Raw genomic sequence first — 18,378 nt, 5'->3', positions numbered from 1 at the left:
CCCCTGACGGTCCCGCATTGGGCGCACCAGTGGCCGTGGTGCTCGGCCGCCTCGACCGGGCGGGTGCGATTGATGTCATCCACGACCTCGCGCACCGTTTCCCCCTTCTGCGGCACGACCTCGCGCGGTACGCCCGATCAGGACCGCCAGGCTCGTACTCCGTGAGCCCGAGGCCCGGGACCGTGCGGCGTTCATCGAACTGCTGGCGTCGCCAGAGGTGCACACCTACCTCGGCGGCCCCGCCCGGGTGAAGAGCTTGAGCGCGAGCTGCCCGGGGTGCCTGAGCGGTGGCCCGGGAGTGAGCGGGGGGATTCGGGTATACCGCCGAGGCGTGCGCGTCGGCACTCGACTGGTTCGAGGACGCCCTTCCCGGCGAGCCGGTAGTGCTCCACACCCAGACTGCCGACGTCGGCTCGATGCGCCTCGCGGCGACCCGATCCGTTTGCATTCCCACTGCCCTTCCCCCAGGTGAGATGGCTGTGGTCATGGACGAGTCCGGGGTGCCCGCATGACGAAGAGGGCCTGGGACAACGCGGCTGAGGTGCCCGTACGACGGGCAGTGGACCTCCTCGCGCCCGACTGCCGTCGCTTCCCGAACCCTGGCAGCCCGGCCGACCGAGCCCCGGCGACCTGACGAATGGGGGGCGGAAGGCTTCAGTCCTTCCTCTGGCGGGAGCCACCCGCACCCGAATCGCCCCGGGGAAGACATCCCCGCCAACTGCCCTGCACGGGAGGCCCTTTGGCGATCCGGCCCAGGCGCCTCACTCCTGCGGTTCGTGCGCCGCCGCCACGATCCTCTGTAGGGCTGCGGCATGCCGCTGGAACGCCAACCGGCCGTGCGTGGTGAGTCGGACGTGGGTGTGCCGACCCGTACGGTTCCGGGTCTTCGTGTTGTTGCCGCCGATCCGCGAAGAACCGGCTCAGCCCGGTCACTGCCGTTGTGGAGGCGGGCCCTCGATGCTCGGTTCGGAGAACGCGGCGAGGTCGCGGCGGCGCAGTTCCTCTTCCTCGGTTTGTTCGATCCTGTGCATCGCGACACGCAGGACGGGGGGAGCCATCACCGAGGTCACGACCGCGACCAGGACGACGATGGTGTACGTGGCGGTGGTCAGTACGCCCAGGCGCAGGCCCGCCGTGGCGACGACGATCTGGATGACACCGCGCGCGTTCATCCCCGCACCCATGGCCACCGCTTCCCACATCCCGAGCCGGGCGAGCAGCGCCCCGAGGAACGCTCCGGCGAACTTCCCGAGCACGGCGATCGCCAGCACCACCCCGGCGGCGAGTGCCACCACGGGATGGGCCAGGGCGGCCAGGTCAAGGTGCAGGCCCGCGGTGGCGAAGAACAGGGGGGCGAACACCGCCATGACAACGGCCCGGAGCGGAGCGAGCTTCCTGAGGTCGACGTCGCTTCCGGAGCCGATGAGAACGCCCCCGATGAACGCTCCGAGCATCGCTTCGAGGCCGAGTGACTGCGTGGCCGCGGCGCCCAGGACGAGGACCGTCGTGACCACGGCGATCGTGGGGGCGGCATCGCCGGCCCGCTCCGCCATGGCCAGCGCCCGGCGCACCAGGGGCCGGGCGACGGTCAGTGCCAGGATCACCACGCCCGCCATGTACCCGACGGAAAGGAGGACATGGCCGGCCCGGACCTGGCTGCTGGCCATGGCCGACACCACCGACAGCAGGAGCCAGCCGATGGCGTCGTCCACCATGCCGGCCCCGAGAATGAGCTGTCCCACGGTGCGATGGAGCAGGCGCATATCGGCGAGGATCTTGGCGATCACGGGGATGGCGCTGACGCACAGCGCCACGCCGAGGAACGCGGCGAACACCGGCTGCCCGCTTCCCACGGCGACCAGCGACGACGGCAACAGGAACCCCGCCGACACACCCAGTCCCAGCGGTACGAGCAGGCCGGTGGTGCCTACGGTCAGGGTCGCTGCTTTCCTGCGGCGCAGCATCTTCGTATCGATCTCGATACCGGTGGTGCCCACCAGGAGCACCACGCCGAGCTGTCCGATCGAGTCCAGGGGACCGTGCGGCACTGCCGCGCGGGGCAGCCAGGACGACAGGGCAGGGACGGCGTGGCCGAGCACCGAGGGGCCCAACAGGATCCCCGCGCACAGTTCACCGACCACCGCCGGCATGCCGACGCGTACGGCCAGCCGCCCCAGGACCAGGGCCGTGGCCAGCAGTACACCGGCCGGTACGAGAAGTCCGCCGCTCACTCCGCGCCGGCCGCTTCGCGGGGCCCGCCCGCTGCCCGCACGGCGGGCACAGCCTCGAAGACGGAGACCCGGTCCGAGATGTCCGGAAGCGGCCTGCGCTGCCGGGGGCCCTTCGGAGGCGTACCGATGTCCAGGGAGCCCAGTAATCGTTCGCCGTCCGCCATGTGCAACAGTCCGCGCAGGCCGTGGCTGGTGCACAGCCGCCCGGTGCGCCAGATGCTGCCGTATCCCCGGGCGTGCAGCAGCATCATGAGCGCATGCGTCATGGAGCAGCTGGCGGCGAGCTGCTCCCATTCGGGGATCTTGTGTCCCGGAAGGGGGGCGAAGACCAGCAGCGCCCGCAGCGGCGGCTCCAGGAGGCTGGCGGGGTCCTTCTCGACGGCGCGGGGTTCCCTTGTAGTCAGCGTACGAGCCAGAGCGGCGCGTGCGTCACCGCGCACCAGTATCCAGCGCCAGGGGCGCAGCCTTCCGTGATCGGGTGCTGTGGCCGCGCCGCGGAGGAGATATGCGAACTCCTCGTCGCTGGGGGCCGGTTCGCCGAGTACCTTCTCGCTCCTGCGGGTGACGATCGCGGTCATGACGTCCATCGGGCGCCGTTTCCTTCCAGGCCGTGTGGCGGGCGGATTCAGGACCAGGCGACCAGATCGCCGGCCGGGGTGAGGCCGAGGAAGAACGTCACCGTGATGCGCCGCTGGCCCTCCCCGTTCGGCAGCACCCGGTGGTAGTGGTTCGGGTTGAACAGCAGGGCGTCCCCCCGGCCGGGGGCAATGGTGAGGCGCCGGCAGCCGTCCACCACACGGGGGGCGTACCCGTACCGTTGACGGTGGACGTCGTCGGACGCCTCCCAGCGGTGCTGCCACAGGCTCGTCCCGCCGCCCTCTTTCGGCACCACCAGGTAGGCGTTGTAGGTGAGCTGGGAGACGATCTCCTGATCGAAGAGGCCACCTGGGTATTCGAGGTGGATGTCGTCGTAGTGCAGGAGTGTGCCCGCGTTGATCTCGCGCATCATCCCCACGAAGGCGGGCCGCCCACCGATGGTGGCGGTTGTCACCTTCGCCCCCCACGCCTCGCCGAGCATGTCCAGCGACACCGTGGTCGGGTCCGGACGCATGCCGGCCTCCCGCCACATCCGCTCCGCGGCTTCGGCATCCGGCCAGTAGCGATCCGCCTGCAACACACCCTGGGGAGTGCGGTAGTCGTTGAGGGCCGGGCCGAACCTCGTCATGGCGACCCGGACCGGGTAGTAGTCGACGGTGGGCAGACGGTGCAGTACGGACGTCATACCGTCGAGACCGACCCGCTCGAAGAAGCCGGGTATGCGGGCCGCGGCGAGTTCGCCCGTCGCGATAGCGGTGATGTGCTCCTTGGAGAAGGCGGACACGTCCTCGGCAAAGAAACTCGGGTCGAGCGCTGTGCTGGGCATCATGCCTCCACATCCGAGGTCAAGACTGGGGTGCCGGGGTTGGGGCAGGGCGAGGCAGAGCAGCGTCTTCGCACACGGGAATGTACGGGCTCCGGACATTGGCGGCGCCCATCGGGAAAAAGGCCGGGCGGTCGTCAACTACCGGAATGCGGAGCCTGGTGGAGGTTGGGACGCACTACGGTATGCCCCGCTGATTGTTCGCGCGAGTGGGCAGCGTAGCAACGCCCCCTCGATAGAACGTAGTTGTCGAACCGTCGAGAGGTCGAAAATGGCCGTCATGCGATTCACGCCACGTTAATCGGACGGTGACGTGGTGAGCGGCCGGGAAGATCCATCCTGTCGTGCCCCGAACGCTCGTCTGCCCATACCCCGACAGTGGATCACCCGCGACTTCATCGTTCGGCACCTGTCATCCTGCGCCAACCTGCCATAAGTGCATGGAGTTTGCCAGGCGAGTTGACCGGAATGCACGCCTTCCCGTGATCGCGTGGTTGATCAGGGCCGGGAAGCGCACTTACGGTCCTGAACACGCTTTCCACCAGGCGTCCCCCTCTGAACAGTGCTGCCGATCCCGCATTCACCAGCCGAACATCGGAGACACTTCGTGAGCGGTAACGGACTTGGTCCCACGAGCGTATGCACGCCGCTGGACAGCAGCGAGATCCGCCGGTTGTCGCACCACTACCACCGGTACGGCATCGCCACAGTGACCGACCTGATCGAAGAGCACACACGTCAACTGGTGCGCACCGAAGCGGAACGCCTCCTTGAGAAGCACGCCGAGCGACGCGATTTACGCCTTCAGACCACCGGCTACACCCGCCGCTCGATGTCCGTGGTGCCCAGCGAGATGATCGCGGCCAACAGCGAACTGGTGACCTCGATCTACTCGAATCCCGACCTCATACGCACTCTGGAAGCCCTCGCCGGCGAGAAGCTGCACCCCTGCCCGAAGGCCGACGAGGAATACCTGATCACCCGCCAGGAACAGCGCGGGGATACGCACGGCTGGCACTGGGGCGACTTCAGCTTCGCCCTCATCTGGGTGCTCGTGGCACCGCCGATCGACGTCGGCGGCCTGCTCCAGTGCGTGCCCCACACCACGTGGGACAAGGCCGCACCGCGGATCAACAACTACCTCGCCGAAAACCCCATCAACACCTACTACTTCGCTTCGGGAGACGTGTACTTCCTTCGGACCGACACCACGCTGCACCGCACGATCCCGCTGCGCGAGGATGCCACCCGCATCATCCTGAACATGACGTGGGCAGGTGACCGGGACATGAAGCGCGAGCTCGACGCAGACGACCGGTGGTGGGACGACGCCAACGTCTCGGCGGCGTCCGCCATCAAGAAGTGAAAGTCCCCGACACCGATTCCCGCCCACGAGGAGAGACGGCCATGACCGAGATGAACGCCCCGGAATCCGCCACGGCGCTACGGGACCACTTCGACAACGTCGAACCGGGGATCCGCCGCCGGATAGCCGTCCAGGACCCGGCAATCAAGGAATACCTGGACGGCTTGCTGGTCCGTATCGCCGGACACCGCGGTGTCGAGCACCCGTATCTGAACGCCTACCGCACCACGCGGCTCACCCCCGAGCAAGAACGCCTCATGTACAGCGAGTGCTACTACTTCTTCCGCCATCTCCCCTTCTACATCACCGGGATGGCGATCAAGACCCGGGACGAGATGATCCTCCGGGAAATCATCCTGAACGTGGCCGACGAGGTCGGCGGCGATCCGACCCACTCCGTCCTTTTCGGTGATTTCCTCGCCCGGATCGGAATCGACAAGGAACACCTCGACGGCTACGAGCCGCTTGAGGTCACCAAGCGCCTGAACGACGGAATCCGGGTCCTCTACACCGAATCGCCGATCCACAAGGCCCTCGGCGCGCTGTACGCCGACGAGACCATGTCGTCCATCATGGTCTCCAAGATCAATGACGGCCTGGCCAATCAGGGCTACGACAAGGACCTGCGCCACTTCTGGCAGCTGCACATCGACGTCGAGGTGGGCCACAGCAACTCCGTCTTCAACGCGATCGCTCCCTATGTGGGATCGCCGGCCACCCGGGAGAAGTTCGAGGAGGGGGCCTTCGAATTCCTCGGGCTCGTGGAGCACTACTGGGACGGCGTGCAGCAACTCGTGGGCCTCGGGGTATGACCACCGAGGCATCCGGGGAGCTCGGGGCGGCCTGCAGCCTGCGGCACACCGCCGTCGGCCGCCCCGTCCCCGGCTCCCTCCACTCGGTGTCCGTCTCGATCCCCGACATCGCTGCGGTCATCGGCTACGAGTCGGGCGACGCGGCTACCCGAAGCCGCATCTCCTGGGGCTACCCGCGCTTCCGTACCCACCCGTATGTGACACGGGTGGCGGGGCTCCTCGCTCAGGACGGCATCGGTCCGGCCAACGCACTCCTCCTGACCCGCTCGGCACGAGCCGCAGGGGCCGCCGCGACGTACGCCGGCCTCACCCCTGAAACTGTGTTCGAGCGGAACGGCCTGCACGGGGTGCGGCTCCCCGCCGACGGCCCCTCGGCCGCACGGGCCCGTGCGTACGTACAGCACACGGGCAGCCACCTGTCCTCGCGCGAGGCGGAGGACATCCTGCTGGACGCCGGCCTGATCGAGAACCGGCAAGCCGAGGCCGCGGTGGAGGAAGCGCCCGCGGAAGCCGTCCGGGCTGTCCTCGCCCAGGCCTATGGTGTGCGCGACGCCGCGGACGTATCGCTGCACAACAGCGGCATGAACGCGGTGGCGGCGGCCCTCGCCGCGGTCTCCGGGATCCAGCGGGAGAACGGCCGGCGCAGATGGCTCCAGCTCGGCTGGATCTTCTTCGACACCATGAGCCTGTTGGAGAAGCGCGTCATCGACGTCGAACACACCACGGTCCCCGACCCGTTCGACCTGTCGGAGATCGCCCGCGTCGCCGATGCCCACGCCGGGGAGCTAGCCGGCATCATCGCGGAGGTTCCGAGCAATCCGAGCCTGCGCACCCCGGACATCCCGGCGCTGCGGGAGATCGCCACCCGGGCCGGCTGTGCGCTGGTGGTCGACGCGACGATCGCCACCCCCTACAACGTCGAGGTGCTCCCGTACGCCGACGTCGTCTGCGAGAGCCTCACCAAGTACGCCACCGGATCGGCCGATGTCCTGATGGGCGCGGCCGTGGTCAACCCGGCCTCTTCCTTCGGGCCGGACCTCCGCACCGAGCTGCGGCGTCACGGCGACGAGCCCTACCACCGCGACACGGCACGGGTTGCCGCCCGGATCCGCGGCTATGCGGAACGTATGGACCGGGTGAACGCCAACACCCTTGCCCTCGCGGCCTGTCTCGCCCGCCACGACAAAGTGGTCCGACGCGTCGGCTGGGCGTACGACGCCGCTTCCCGGGGGAACTACCGCAAGGTCGAACGCCGGCCCGACGCACCGGGGGGCCTGCTCATGGTGGACCTCAAAGTCCCGCTCGAGCAGGTGTATGACCACCTCGCGGTGGCCAAGGGCCCCAGTTTCGGGGCCGAGTTCACGATGGCGTCACCACAGATCTTCATCGCGCACTACGACCTGCTCTCGACGCCGGAGGGCCGGGCCGCTCTGCGAGCCAGAGGACTGCACCGGGACATGCTGCGGATCTCCGTCGGCACCGAGGAACCGGAGCGCATCCTGGAGACCTTCGAGCAGGCCCTGCGCCCCCTCTGAGGAAGGGGAACCGCCCCGGTACACCTGGGGCGGTTCCCCTTTATGAGTACGCGCCCTCAATCACGCAACAGGGACGCTCTCGCCGCCTTGCCGTACGCGTCGGCGGCCTCGAAGGTGGGCGCCAGGGCGGTCAACTCCACGAAGCCACAGGACTTCAGGGCCCCCAGCACATGCAGGGCCACGCCCTCGCCCTTGTCCGGGTGGTAGAGCAACCCCTCCGCACGCAGCCGCTCGACAGCGGTCCTCGGGTCGATCCTGCCGAGCGCCTCCGGTTCGTGCAGCCGCCCGTGCACGTAGTACATCGGCCGCCCGTCGCTCCGCCGCAGCAGTCCGTCGTCCCCCACCTCCGTGCCGACGAGTGCCTCGGCATACCTCAGCACGTGACTGGGACCGACCTTGCGCAGGTTGATCTCCACCGCCAGCGGCCCGCGCTCTCCCGCGACCACGAAGTCGATACCGAACGTGCCCCGGTGGCCGAGCTCGGCCAGCACTGCACCCGTGCGCAGGACCGCGTCGCTGATGACGGGCCGCCACCGCTCCTCCGCCGGGAACCGGCACCCCCAGTACTGGCCGCCCGACAGCACCTGGTCGTGGCTGGCGACGAATCTGACCGTGCCGTCCGCGCCGATGTCCCCGAGCCCGCTGGGCGACGAGGCGACGTCGTCGAGGAACTCCTCCACGATCGCCCCGCCGCTGGCGAGCTCCCGGTAGAAGTCGTCGGACGGCATCCGGATCACCTCGGCCGCTGCGAGGAGGTCCCCCGTGCTGCCGAGCTTGGCGCAGTCGACCAGCACATTGCCGATCGACGCGGCATACGTGTCCGGGCTCAGCTTCACCATGACGCGCCGCGCCCTGCGCGGGCCCGAGGCGAGCCGCTCGATTTCCCGTACCACGGCCTCCTCGCTGCGCAGCTCCTCCGCCGACCCGTCGGGCACCGCGACACCGGCGCGCAGGAGGATCTCCTTGCCGCCGGCCTTGCTCCCCCAGCGGGCGACGAACGACCGGTGGCCCTCTTCGAGATCGGCACCGATCCTGCGGGCCAACGTGTCGAGGGAGTTGGAGGCCATGAAGTGGACGATGGAGGTCCGTGCACTCTCCTGCGCGGCGCCCCGCAGCGCGTCCACGATCCGGTCCTCGCCGAGGACCAGGTCATCGAGCGGGCGGGGCTGGTCGGAGCTCGGCGTCAGCAGGGTCAGCCGCTCACGGGCGCTTTCGATCATTCGGTCGTCGAACTGGAAAACATCGCGGAAGTGGTACTCAAGCGTGTAGGGATCGACCGGTTCCGACGTCACGACGACCGCCCGCACTGCCGGGTCGCGGAGGTCCCACAGGAAACAAAGGCTCCGCTCCGCCGAGTACTGAAGATATGACACCTCCTGCAGTATCCGGTCCGCGTAGTTGAACGCGTAGATCAGAATCCGCGTGAAGCCGAAATCAGCCATAAGAAGGGCCCTGCCTCGCTTGTCCGAGTTGCGGCCGCCGGTCCCATACGGGCCGGATGCTTCAGGCAAGGGTACGAACCTGTCGGTAGAAACGGGATCGGAATTACACGTTCCGGTGATTTTTCGTAAAAGAGTGCGAGCGGTTAGCGTAAGGTGCGTGGCCAGAAATAACCCGACGCCCCTTCACTCACGTCTGGGTCATTTGATCCATACATGCGTCGGTGACACGATCGGGCTTGTGAAGATCCCGAAAGCCATCTGGGCCCTGGCCCTCACTGTCTTCGCGTGGGCGTCGGCCTTCCCCGCCATTCGCGTAGGCTTGGGAGGCTTCGGTGTCGCCGGTCTCTCGCTGGCCCGCCTCGTGGTCGCCTCGGTCGCCCTGGCGATCGCGGCACCGTTCCTCGGTGTACGCACCCCACGCCGGCGCGACCTGCCCATGATCGTGCTGTGCGGCGCGAGCGGCATGTCGGCCTACCAAATTCTTCTGAACTGGGGCGAGGTGCACGTCCCCGCCGGCACCGCGAGCCTGCTCATCGCCGTCGCGCCGGTGTTCAGCGTGCTGCTCGCGGCAGCCTTCCTGGGGGAGCGGATCACCTGGCTGAAGGCGGTCGGAAGCGTGGTGGCAATCGTCGGCGCGGCGGTGATCGCGGTGGCCGGAGGTCACGCCGAATACACCGCCTCGGCCTGGGTCGTCCTCGCCGCGGCCGTTGTCCAGGGCGTTTACCACTTCGCGACCAAGCCCCTCCTGGTCCGGTACACCGGCCTGGAGGTCGCCTGTTACGCGATGTGGGCCGGGACTCTCTTCCTCTTGCCCCTCCTCCCCTGGATGGTGCACGGCTTCGCGACCGCGTCGGCGGCGTCGCTGGCGTCCACCGTCTTTCTCGGACTGTTCCCCTCCGCCGTAGGCTTCGTGGTGTGGGGGTACGCGGTCGCCCGGCTCTCCATCGCCTCGTCCACCGCGGCCCTGTACCTCGTGCCACCGGTCGCCCTCATCGTCGCCTACGTATGGCTGGGGGAGGTGCCGTCCCCCCTGGCGCTGGTCGGCGGGGTGCTCGGGATCACGGGCGTCGCACTCATCAATCGCCGCCCACGCCGAGCCGTCCGCGACGATGCCACCGACGCGCTGGCCGCAGAGTCCGGGATGGTCCACACGGAGGGGCCGGACAGGAAGGAGCCGCCGTCCCATCACCGAACGGCCCGACCGGCCGAGCGGCCCGGACCGGCGGCACCAGGGCTTAAATAATTCGCCATTTTTGCCCCTCAACTTCTCCTGTAGCGCACCATGAGCACTCTCTCGCAACACACCGTGAGCCGCATGGAAGGCACCCGACGCACAGTGGACACGCAGAACCACGTCTATCTGACCCAGACGTACACCTACGAGGCCAAGACCAGGATTCTGAGCTGCGCGGCGAGCCCCGCCGGAATTCGGCTTGCCCTGGTGGACAACATTTTCCACCCGCAGGGCGGAGGGCAGCCGAGCGATCGGGGCCGGGTCGACGATATTCCTGCCTCCCCCGTCCGCGACCCGGAATCGGGTTGGGTCTACGTCGACCTGGCCCTGGAATCCGGAAACGACCAGCTGGAATTCTCCGAGGGGAAAGTGGTCACCGCGGCCATCGACGCCGAACAACGACGCCTGCATGCCGCCCTCCACAGTGCGGGTCACCTGGTCGACGCGCTGATTCGCCCCTTCGGGGTGCGGCACGTGGGCAGCAACCACTTTCCCGGTCAGGCTCGGGTCGAATACGAGCTGGAGGGCGCGGAAGTGGCCAAGGAACAATTGGCCGAATCCGTCCAGGAGGGAGTGGCCAAGGCCATCGCACAGGGCCTCCCGATCAGCTCCGGTGAGTGCGACGGGCGGCGGACGATCACCATCGAGGGGCTCGCGACGGAGTTCTGCGGTGGCACACACGTCACCGACCTGAGCTGCCTCACCGATGTCTCCATCCGCTCCGTCAAAATCAAGTCGGGCCGCCTCAAGGTCGGCTACGAGGCAGCCCACGTGACGGTTGCCCCGGCCGACGGATCCTGACGGCCGTCCGCGCAGGATCCGCCACGCTGGTCGCGGCCCCGTCCTGGCACCGGGCCGCCACAGCAAGCCTGGGTCCTGCGAGGTGAGGAACCCCGGTCGGACGGCTCCGGCGGGGGTTGGTCAGTTCCAGGCCGGTTCCCGGTTCGTAGCGGAAGAGGCAAGGAAAGCCTCCACTCGGGAAGTTGCGATGAGCCCCCGAGCTGCTCTGCGTAGTGTTCCGACGCCGCGGCATCCGGCCACGGAGCCGCTGCGAAAACCCGTTGGTGGAACCACGGCGGCCACTGCTACTTTTCCGGAGGCCGTGCAGGAGAACGAGGAGGTGGTACCCGTGAACGTATCGACATGGGTGCTCCCCTTTGGGGCCATGGTCGGGCGATAGGTCGTCCGGGAGCGCCGTTCCATGGCACTCCCGAAAGGCACGACCATGCGATTCACTTCTGAACGGCGTCTCGACGGCGGCCTCCTCGAGCGCGAATTCACCCTCGGCGAGATCCCCGGCATCCTGTGGACGCCCGCATCCGCACCGGCGCCGCTGATCCTGCTCAGCCCCCCTCCCCTCGGGCTGCGCAAGACGTACCCCCGACTGGTGGCCCGGGCCCGGCACTCCGCGGCGGACGGCTTCGCCACGGCCACCATCGAGCTCCCCGGAAGCGGCGACCGGCCCCGTTGGCCCGCCGCCGAGCAGGCCCTCGCCGACCTGCGCCGGGCCATGGAGGCCGGCGAGCCGGTCAACGACGAGATCATCGGCGCCCTCATCCTCCCGCTGGTCGACAAGGCGGTCCCGGAATGGCAGGCAGCCTTGGACGCCCTCCTGTCGCTGCCCGACATCGGCGGCCCGGTCGGGTACTCGGGGGGAGTGATCTCCATCGGGACCCGGCTGGCGGTGGTCGAGCCGCGCATCTCGGCCGCCGTTCTGTTCGCGGGGAGTTTCGTGCCTCGCGCCATGTTCGAGGAGGCCCGCCAGGTCACCATTCCGCTGCATGTCCTGCTGCAGTGGGACGACGAAGGGAACGACCGGCAGGCGGCCCTGGACCTGTTCGACGCCTTCGGCTCCAAGGAGAAGACGCTGCACGCCAATATGGGCGGGCACACCGGCGTCCCACAGTTCGCGGGGAACGCCGCGGGCCAGTTCTTCGCCCGACACCTGAAGTGACGCCGGACCGTCAGGCCCCCAGCAGACGGTAAGCCGTGTTGGCCAGGATGCTGCTCATCCAGGGACAGGTTCCGGCTCTCCTCGGCTCTCTGCACCACGGGCCCCTGCCAGACTCTCGGTAGGGGCCCGCGCTACCTTCTGTGGAGCTGCGCTGTCTGCGCTCGTGCTCGCTTCGGACCAACGGACTGACCTGCTGGACCCCAAGCGTTCAGCGCCCTGGTGAACCGAATGGTCGACAGGCTGTAACAGCACTGGTTCCAGCAGTGCCCCGATGGGCCGTGCCTCGACCGAAGGCTTCCTACTGCGGTCCAACAGGTGATGGCCCGTCCGCTCACGTATCGCTCACGCAGACCGGCGACGGACCGGACCCCGCTCGGCGCCTCCTGAGCAGACGCAAGAGCAGGACGACGCCGAGGGCCTGGAGGAAGAACTGGGTGGCCAGGGCGAGACGGAAGTCTGCAACGCCCGGATCCGCAGAGGTGGCGTGTGCGCGATCGAGGGTGACGCCGATGAGCATCACGGCCAGCAGGGCGGCCGTGTAACCGCCGATGTTTGCGATGCCCGTTGCCGCGCCGACGCGGTGCATCGGGCTGCCGGATCGCGCGATATCCAGGCCGAACACTGCGGCCGGGTTTCCTAAGGGCTGTCCCGTAAAGGATCTTCGGACCTCGGCGGTGGGCTACCCCATGACCGCTCGGGCCGCGTCGAGGAACGCCAGCCGGTTCTCCTCAAGGTAGTCCCGTATGCTCTCGCCGTCGGGCAAGCCTTCCCACACCGTCCGGTTGAGGTCGAGGAAGTACGCACGTGCTGCGTCATGCACGGAGAAGGGGAACTGGATGCGGATGAGCCGCTCGGCGACCCACAGCCTGTTCATGACGTCCTGGGTCTTGGGGTACCAGGGGTGGGTGTCGTCGAACTCGGAAGGCCGGCTGAACGCGGAGCGTTCGGCCTCGGCCCCCACCTCCACGAACCGCTCCAGCAGCGCCAACCGTTCCGCGCGCCGGGCCTCCGACAGCACGTTCTGCTGCCGTTGTTGTTCAGCGCGCTCCGATGACAGTTGAGTCCTGTGCTGAACGAGGTAGGACAGCATGCCGCCGAGGACAACGCCGCCCAACGATATGAGTGACACCCAGACCTGACCTGACATGGTGGCCATCGTTCCATGCCGTCGATCTTTGAGACGATCTCGCTGTGGCTGGTGTGATCACGGCGTCCGAGCCGTCCTGGATAGCCCCGTTCATCGGGCTGAGCCCACGCCAGTTCGGCAAGCTGAACAGCGAGTTACGTCGCGAAGGCGCGGATCCGGTCCGCAAGGGCCGGCCGGGGAGCCTGTCGCTGGAGGACCGGATTCCGCTGGTCGCCGCGTACTGGCGCACGAACCTGACCCTGCGGCAGCTCGCCCCGCTGTTCGGCATCTCGAGTCGGCGGCCGACCGCATCATCGACCACCTCGGGCCGTCGCTCGCGTTCCAGCCGCGGAGGCGATTCCGCAAGGACACCGTGCTGATCGTGGACGGAACCCTGGTGCCCACCCGTGACCACACCGTCGCCGAGCAGTCGAAGAACTACAGGTACTCGACCAACCACCAGGTCGTCATCGATGCCGACACTCGGCTCGTGGTCGCCGTCGGCCAGCCGGTGCCCGGCAACCGCAACGACTGCAAGGCGTGGGAGCTGTCCGGCGCGAAGGCCGCCGTCGGCCGCACCACGGTCATCGCGGACGGCTTTTACCGGGGCACCGGCCTGGTCATCCCGCACCGCCGCGGGAAGGGCCAGGCCGAACTCTCGTCCTGGAAAGAGGAACACAACGCCTCTCACCGCAAGGTCCGGGCTCGCGTCGAGCACGTCTTCGCCCGGATGAAGCGCTGGAAGATCCTGCGCGACTGCCGCCTGAAGGGTGACGGCGTTCACCACGCCATGCTCGGCATCGCCCGCCTGCACAACCTCACCCTGGCCGGGTAACGGAGAAACGGGCTCTTCAACCAGCACACCGTAGATCATTTACGGGACAGCCCTTAGCCACGTGCTCCGTAATCTCTGCCAGCTCGAAGGGACGGTCAGTGAGGCCGCATTCTTCGAAGTCGACTCTGTTCCGCAACCTTCCTGCTTGGCTGTTCCTCTCCGGAATCAGCGGCCACATCCCAGCCAGCCGCGTCACCGACCTCACCGACCAGCACCCCAGTTCTGTCCGTACTGCCAGCTGATCGCGACTGTCAGCCGATCGCGAGGGCGGTCGATGCGTCGATGAGGGCGAGTTGGCCCGGGCTGGCTCTTCGGGGCCGGGCCTGTTCGACGAAAGGGCCCAGCTCGGCGCGGAGGGTGGCCGAGTCGATGCGCTTGATCACGGGCAGCGTGGCCTCGACGATCTGACAGGCGTCGTCGAGGCGGCCGACACCGGCCAGGGCTGTCGCCTGCCGAACCGCGAAGCGGGCCTGGGAGTTGTCGTCCGCCGGGACGGCCGGCCGGCGCCGGCGCTCGGCGGCGAAAAGGTCGGCGGCCAGCTCGAAGCGACGGAGGCTGAGCATGCAGGACGCCTCGATGAGTCGAGGGTTGCCGTTCTCGATGCGCGGGCCCCAGTGAGGGGTCCGGTCGCCAGTGACTTCGGCGGCGTAGCTTCTGAACCGCTCCAGTGCCTCCCGGCACGCCCCCGCATCGCCACGGCACGCATGCCCCTGGGCCGCGCGTCGCGCGGCGTGCGCGCGGATCACCGGGTTGGCCGCCGGGTGCCCGGCCGCCTGGTCAGCGAATCCGATCGCCGCATGGGTGTCACCGCGGTGCTGGGCGATGAACGCCTTGCGCACCAGGGCATAGGCGGCCACCGTTTCGTCCCCGCCGAGTGCGCCCCAGCGGACGGCGAGATTCGTCCAGCGCAACGCCTCCGCGGGATTTCCCGCCTCTTGTGCCATCCACCCCGTGTATTCGGCGAACCTTGAGGCGAGCCGCCAGATCTCGGCACGCTGCTCGCCAACGGCATGCGGACCGGCGTCCGTCAGGATCCGCGTGATCGACTTCATCGAGGCGGTGACGAACCTGGGTCCGGTGGATCTGCCGATGCCCTTCAGCTCCCACAGGACCCGCTCGTATCCGGCGACCACGGGGCCGGCCTCGACGATGCCCTCGGTCCGGGCGCCGCGGCGGCCGGCCCCGGCCAGCTCGACGAGTTCCCCGCCGGTGCCGAAGGCCGCGTCGCATGCCGCCGCCACAGCGGGCGTCGGGTTGCGCAACCCGCTCTCCAGATTGCAGATCTGCCCTTCGGACACGTGCGCACGCCGGGCGAACTCGCGCACGCTCCACCCCCGACGTGCCCGGAGTGTGGCCAGTACGACGCCGAAGTCGCCCGGTGGCAGACGCGTGCTGGTCGATCTCCCTGCCGAGACCGTCCCTGCCGCGCTGTCCGCTGGGTCCATACCGGCCAGCGTACGGAGCCTTGCAGCCGCTATTCAATCCCCGGCGAATAGCCACCGAGCGTGTACTCCACTCCTAGGGTGAGCACGATCCCTGACGTCAAGGCTTGCCGGATAGGGGGCAATGGTGCCGCGCATCTTCCTCAGCTTTCGCAAACCGGACTCCCGGTGGATGCGAGACCGCGTCTACCGCGCGCTGTCCGACCGCTTAGGTGCCAACGAGATCTTCAAGTCGGGCCAGTCGATTCCGCCCGGGGCCGATTTCGCCGAGATCCTGCGGCGGCAGGCCGCCGAGTGCGAGCTCATGTGCGTACTGATCGGGCCAGGGTGGCTCGACGCGAGGGGCGAGGACGGTGTGCGACTCCTGGACCGGACTCACGACTGGGTCCGCCTGGAGATCGCGACAGCTCTGCGGGCGGGAAACCGCGTCGTCCCGGTCCTTCTGGGTGACGCGACGATGCTGCCCGACGCCTCGGCGCTGCCGGCCGAGATCGCAGAGCTGGCGCGCCTGCAGTTCCTCCGCGTTCCGGAGACCCATCTGCCGGACGGACTGGAGCACTTGGGCGACGCGTTGACCGCTCTCCTGTCCGATACCGATACCGACCCCGCTGTCGAACCCGGGCACGGCACCGCGCCGGCCGCCGATCCGGAGCCATCGATGACCATGACGGCCCATGTGTCCGGCGGTGGCAGCGCCTACCAGGCGGCCCGTGATCAGACGATCAGGCTGGCGTGAGGGACGGACGATGGATCATCCTGGAGCAGACGGTGCTCATCGGATCGGGCCGTATGCGCTGCTCGCAAGGCGAAGCACGGTCGGCGGGGGCGAGGTCTTCACGGCCCGCACGGACGAGGGGCTACTCGTCACGGTCACGGTCGTGGAACCCGAACTCGCTGCGGCCCCAGGGTTCCGGGACCGGTTCCGAGCCGCAGTAGAGGCGGCACGGACGCTGTCGGATGCTTTCCTCATGCCGGTGGTGGATGCCGACGCCGACGCGCCGATTCCTTGGCTGGCGACCGAGTTCACCGCCGGACTGCCGCTCCGGCAGGCGGTGGACCGGCACGGCCCGCTGTCCGAACCAGCTCTGCGGGTGCTCGCCGACGGCCTCGCCCGGGCGCTGGCCGCACTCCACGCGGCCGGGACGGTCCACGGCGAGGTGAGCCCGGACTCGGTGCTGCTGACCATGGACGGGCCCCGCATCACGGCCCTGGGGATCGTCGGAGCCACCGGCAGTCCGGCACCCTCACCGACCGACGACATGTTCGACCTCGGGTCGACCGTGTTGTTCGCAGCATCCGGAGGCGAGCCGGACATGGGCGCCCTCCCCGTGTCGCTGCGCGAGGTGATCGGCGGCTGCTTGTACCCGGAACCTCCGGACCGTCCCACCGCGGAGCAAGTCGTCGACTACCTGAGGCGTCAGAACCTGCCGTCCCTGGCAGGCAGTTGGCTGCCGCCGGCGGTGACCGCCGACATGGCTGCCGCGACCGCGGCGGTGGGATCGGTGTCCGCCGGGGGCGGCGGCCGGGGCCCGTTTCCTCCGCCGCCGGTGATCGCTGCCGGCACGGGCTTCAGCCGCCGGAAGCTGATCCTCGGTCTGGCCGGGGGCGCGGCCGTACTCGGCGGGGCCGCGGCGGCACTCGCCTTTTCCGGCGACTCGTCGTCGGCACCCGACGGCCGGGCCGGCGGGCCCGGGTCCACTGCGCGGCCGGCCTCTCCGTCCGGCGTGCGACCCACGTCGGCCCCCTCCGCGTCGCCGTCCTCGACCGAGCGACCGGAATCGATCGAACTGGCCGGACCCGACGCCGCCAAGGCATGGTCAGGCGCCGGAAAACACGCCCCCACCTGCCTGGAAGCGTCCGACAAGGTGGTCATGGTGGTCACGGACACTGGCACGTCGTTCCTGGACGCCGCGACCGGAAAGTCCGTGTTCCGCCAGCTGAACACGACCAACTTCTTGGGCACGACCAGCCTGAACTACCCGACGGCGTACGCGGACGGAGTGTTCTACCTGCTCTGCGACACCCCGAGTCAGCCAGGCATGCTGGCGGCGTTCGACGCCGTCGGCGGGAAGGTGAAGTGGGCGACCAAGATGGCCGACGTCGATCCCGGCGGCGGCACGCATGCGGCGAGGTACCTGAGCGACTATGTGGCAGTCGCGGGGAACACGGTGTACGTGTGCGGGCAGTTGAGTCAGACATCCGGGTCGTTCTCGCCCGGGTCTCCGACCACCGGCTACATCCGTGCGTTCAACGCCGCGACCGGCAAGGGACTGTGGCGGGTCAAGGGCACGGACATCAACAACGTGCTCGTGCCGCCCTCCGGTTCTCACCTGCTGGCCACCTCGGCCGTGCCGGGCAGGAAGCCCGGCCGCGTCCAGATGATCGACGCAGGCAGGAAAGGCGCCCGCGGCTGGAAGGTATCCGTCCCGCACGCCGGGTACTACTTCACCACCGGGTGGCCGCTGACGTGCTACGCCGCCGGGCTGTTCCTGTTCGCCGGCGGCAACGGCGAAACGCTGTTCGCCGTCGACGCGGCCACGGGCAGCGAGAAGTGGCATCGGCGCTTCGATGCGAAGAACGGGGACCAGGTCCAGATCGGCGCTCCGTTCTCCAGCCTGGACGGCGCGACCGTCTACGTACCGGTCGGCAGCGACCTGGCCGCCCTGGCCGCGGCCGACGGCACGATCCAGTGGGTCGCGACGCTCGGCGGAGCCAGCGACATGGGGGCGTCCAACGTGTTCAAGGCCGCCCTCAGGATTTCCGGCAAGAGCGCGCAGTGTTCGGCCGACACCGTCTTCGCCACCGACAGCGCCAAGACGCTGTGGGCCATCGACGCGGCCACCGGCAGGGCTCGGTGGAAATACAGCGACCCGGGGCAGCCGGACGTGGGGTTCCGGTGGACGGTGGGCGGCGACCACGTGTTCATCGCCTCTCACCTGACAGTGACCGCGATCGCGGCCCACGGGCGATAAGGGACAAGG

Annotated in this window: 15 protein-coding genes and 2 pseudogenes; 10 read left to right on the top strand and 7 right to left on the bottom strand. The window is 68.7% G+C overall.

Going from position 1 to position 18,378, the window contains the following annotated elements; all coding sequences use genetic code 11:
- Window positions 1-136: 136 nt before the first annotated feature.
- Window positions 137-431, top strand: a pseudogene (locus ACGF4C_RS26760) (GNAT family N-acetyltransferase); the annotation flags it as partial.
- 498 nt (window positions 432-929) lie between these two features.
- Here the strand turns inward: ACGF4C_RS26760 and ACGF4C_RS26755 are convergent.
- Genes ACGF4C_RS26755 through ACGF4C_RS26745 form a run of 3 tightly spaced genes read right to left on the bottom strand, consistent with a single transcriptional unit; the run spans window position 930 to window position 3,654 of the window.
- Complete coding sequence (locus tag ACGF4C_RS26755) at window positions 930-2,231, bottom strand: cation:proton antiporter (protein WP_393569349.1); 1,302 nt, start codon at window positions 2,229-2,231, stop codon at window positions 930-932.
- Window positions 2,228-2,818: a nitroreductase family protein gene (locus tag ACGF4C_RS26750; RefSeq protein ID WP_393569348.1), complete on the bottom strand. Its 591-nt coding sequence runs from the start codon at window positions 2,816-2,818 to the stop codon at window positions 2,228-2,230. Before ACGF4C_RS26750 ends, ACGF4C_RS26755 begins: the two co-directional genes overlap by 4 nt.
- A 38-nt stretch (window positions 2,819-2,856) precedes the next feature.
- Window positions 2,857-3,654 carry a 2OG-Fe(II) oxygenase family protein gene (locus ACGF4C_RS26745; protein ID WP_393569347.1) on the bottom strand — a complete coding sequence of 266 codons (798 nt, stop codon included), beginning with the start codon at window positions 3,652-3,654 and terminating at the stop codon, window positions 2,857-2,859.
- Window positions 3,655-4,258: 604 nt separating this feature from the next.
- Here ACGF4C_RS26745 and besD point away from each other — a divergent pair.
- Genes besD through besB form a run of 3 tightly spaced genes read left to right on the top strand, consistent with a single transcriptional unit; the run spans window position 4,259 to window position 7,364 of the window.
- Window positions 4,259-5,017, top strand: coding sequence for an L-lysine 4-chlorinase BesD (besD, locus tag ACGF4C_RS26740; RefSeq protein WP_393569346.1), 759 nt, complete (start codon window positions 4,259-4,261; stop codon window positions 5,015-5,017).
- A 41-nt stretch (window positions 5,018-5,058) separates the two neighbouring features.
- Entirely contained in the window at window positions 5,059-5,829 is a 771-nt protein-coding gene (gene besC, locus ACGF4C_RS26735; RefSeq protein ID WP_393569345.1) for a 4-chloro-allylglycine synthase BesC, read from the top strand.
- Entirely contained in the window at window positions 5,826-7,364 is a 1,539-nt protein-coding gene (besB, locus tag ACGF4C_RS26730; protein ID WP_393569344.1) for an L-2-amino-4-chloropent-4-enoate dechlorinase/desaturase BesB, read from the top strand. Before besC ends, besB begins: the two co-directional genes overlap by 4 nt.
- A gap of 56 nt (window positions 7,365-7,420) precedes the next feature.
- On the opposite strand, the gene besA is transcribed toward besB, so the two are convergent.
- Window positions 7,421-8,806: an L-propargylglycine--L-glutamate ligase BesA gene (besA, locus tag ACGF4C_RS26725; RefSeq protein WP_393569343.1), complete on the bottom strand. Its 1,386-nt coding sequence runs from the start codon at window positions 8,804-8,806 to the stop codon at window positions 7,421-7,423.
- Window positions 8,807-9,044: 238 nt separating this feature from the next.
- Between besA and ACGF4C_RS26720 the strand changes: the two genes are divergently transcribed.
- From ACGF4C_RS26720 to ACGF4C_RS26710, 3 genes are all read left to right on the top strand, one after another.
- Entirely contained in the window at window positions 9,045-10,049 is a 1,005-nt protein-coding gene (locus ACGF4C_RS26720; protein WP_393569342.1) for a DMT family transporter, read from the top strand.
- Between the two features lie 72 nt (window positions 10,050-10,121).
- Entirely contained in the window at window positions 10,122-10,841 is a 720-nt protein-coding gene (locus ACGF4C_RS26715; RefSeq protein ID WP_393569341.1) for an alanyl-tRNA synthetase, read from the top strand.
- Between the two features lie 424 nt (window positions 10,842-11,265).
- A complete protein-coding gene (locus ACGF4C_RS26710; protein WP_393569340.1) occupies window positions 11,266-11,994 on the top strand; it encodes an alpha/beta hydrolase in 729 nt (242 codons plus the stop codon).
- 331 nt (window positions 11,995-12,325) lie between these two features.
- Here ACGF4C_RS26710 and ACGF4C_RS26705 read toward each other — a convergent pair whose 3' ends face one another.
- Together ACGF4C_RS26705 and ACGF4C_RS26700 are read right to left on the bottom strand one after the other, a co-directional pair.
- The gene (locus ACGF4C_RS26705; RefSeq protein ID WP_393569339.1) at window positions 12,326-12,616 is read right to left on the bottom strand and encodes a hypothetical protein; all 291 of its coding nucleotides are present in this window, start codon (window positions 12,614-12,616) and stop codon (window positions 12,326-12,328) included.
- Window positions 12,617-12,673: 57 nt separating this feature from the next.
- A complete protein-coding gene (locus tag ACGF4C_RS26700; protein WP_393569338.1) occupies window positions 12,674-13,150 on the bottom strand; it encodes a hypothetical protein in 477 nt (158 codons plus the stop codon).
- Window positions 13,151-13,185: 35 nt separating this feature from the next.
- Here ACGF4C_RS26700 and ACGF4C_RS26695 point away from each other — a divergent pair.
- A pseudogene (locus ACGF4C_RS26695) lies at window positions 13,186-13,955 on the top strand (transposase).
- Between the two features lie 251 nt (window positions 13,956-14,206).
- Here ACGF4C_RS26695 and ACGF4C_RS26690 read toward each other — a convergent pair.
- Window positions 14,207-15,400: a helix-turn-helix domain-containing protein gene (locus ACGF4C_RS26690; RefSeq protein WP_393569337.1), complete on the bottom strand. Its 1,194-nt coding sequence runs from the start codon at window positions 15,398-15,400 to the stop codon at window positions 14,207-14,209.
- Window positions 15,401-15,521: 121 nt separating this feature from the next.
- Here ACGF4C_RS26690 and ACGF4C_RS26685 point away from each other — a divergent pair, with 121 nt between their 5' ends.
- Together ACGF4C_RS26685 and ACGF4C_RS26680 are read left to right on the top strand one after the other, a co-directional pair.
- Entirely contained in the window at window positions 15,522-16,133 is a 612-nt protein-coding gene (locus ACGF4C_RS26685) for a toll/interleukin-1 receptor domain-containing protein (RefSeq protein ID WP_393569336.1), read from the top strand.
- Between the two features lie 232 nt (window positions 16,134-16,365).
- A complete protein-coding gene (locus ACGF4C_RS26680) occupies window positions 16,366-18,369 on the top strand; it encodes a PQQ-binding-like beta-propeller repeat protein (RefSeq protein ID WP_393569335.1) in 2,004 nt (667 codons plus the stop codon).
- Window positions 18,370-18,378: the final 9 nt, after the last annotated feature.

The organism is Streptomyces sp. NPDC048197 (assembly GCF_043202395.1).
Classification (GTDB): Bacteria; Actinomycetota; Actinomycetes; order Streptomycetales; family Streptomycetaceae; genus Streptomyces; species Streptomyces siderophoricus.
Note: the sequence above shows the minus strand (reverse complement) of the source record. Positions and strands in the feature narration are given on the sequence as shown.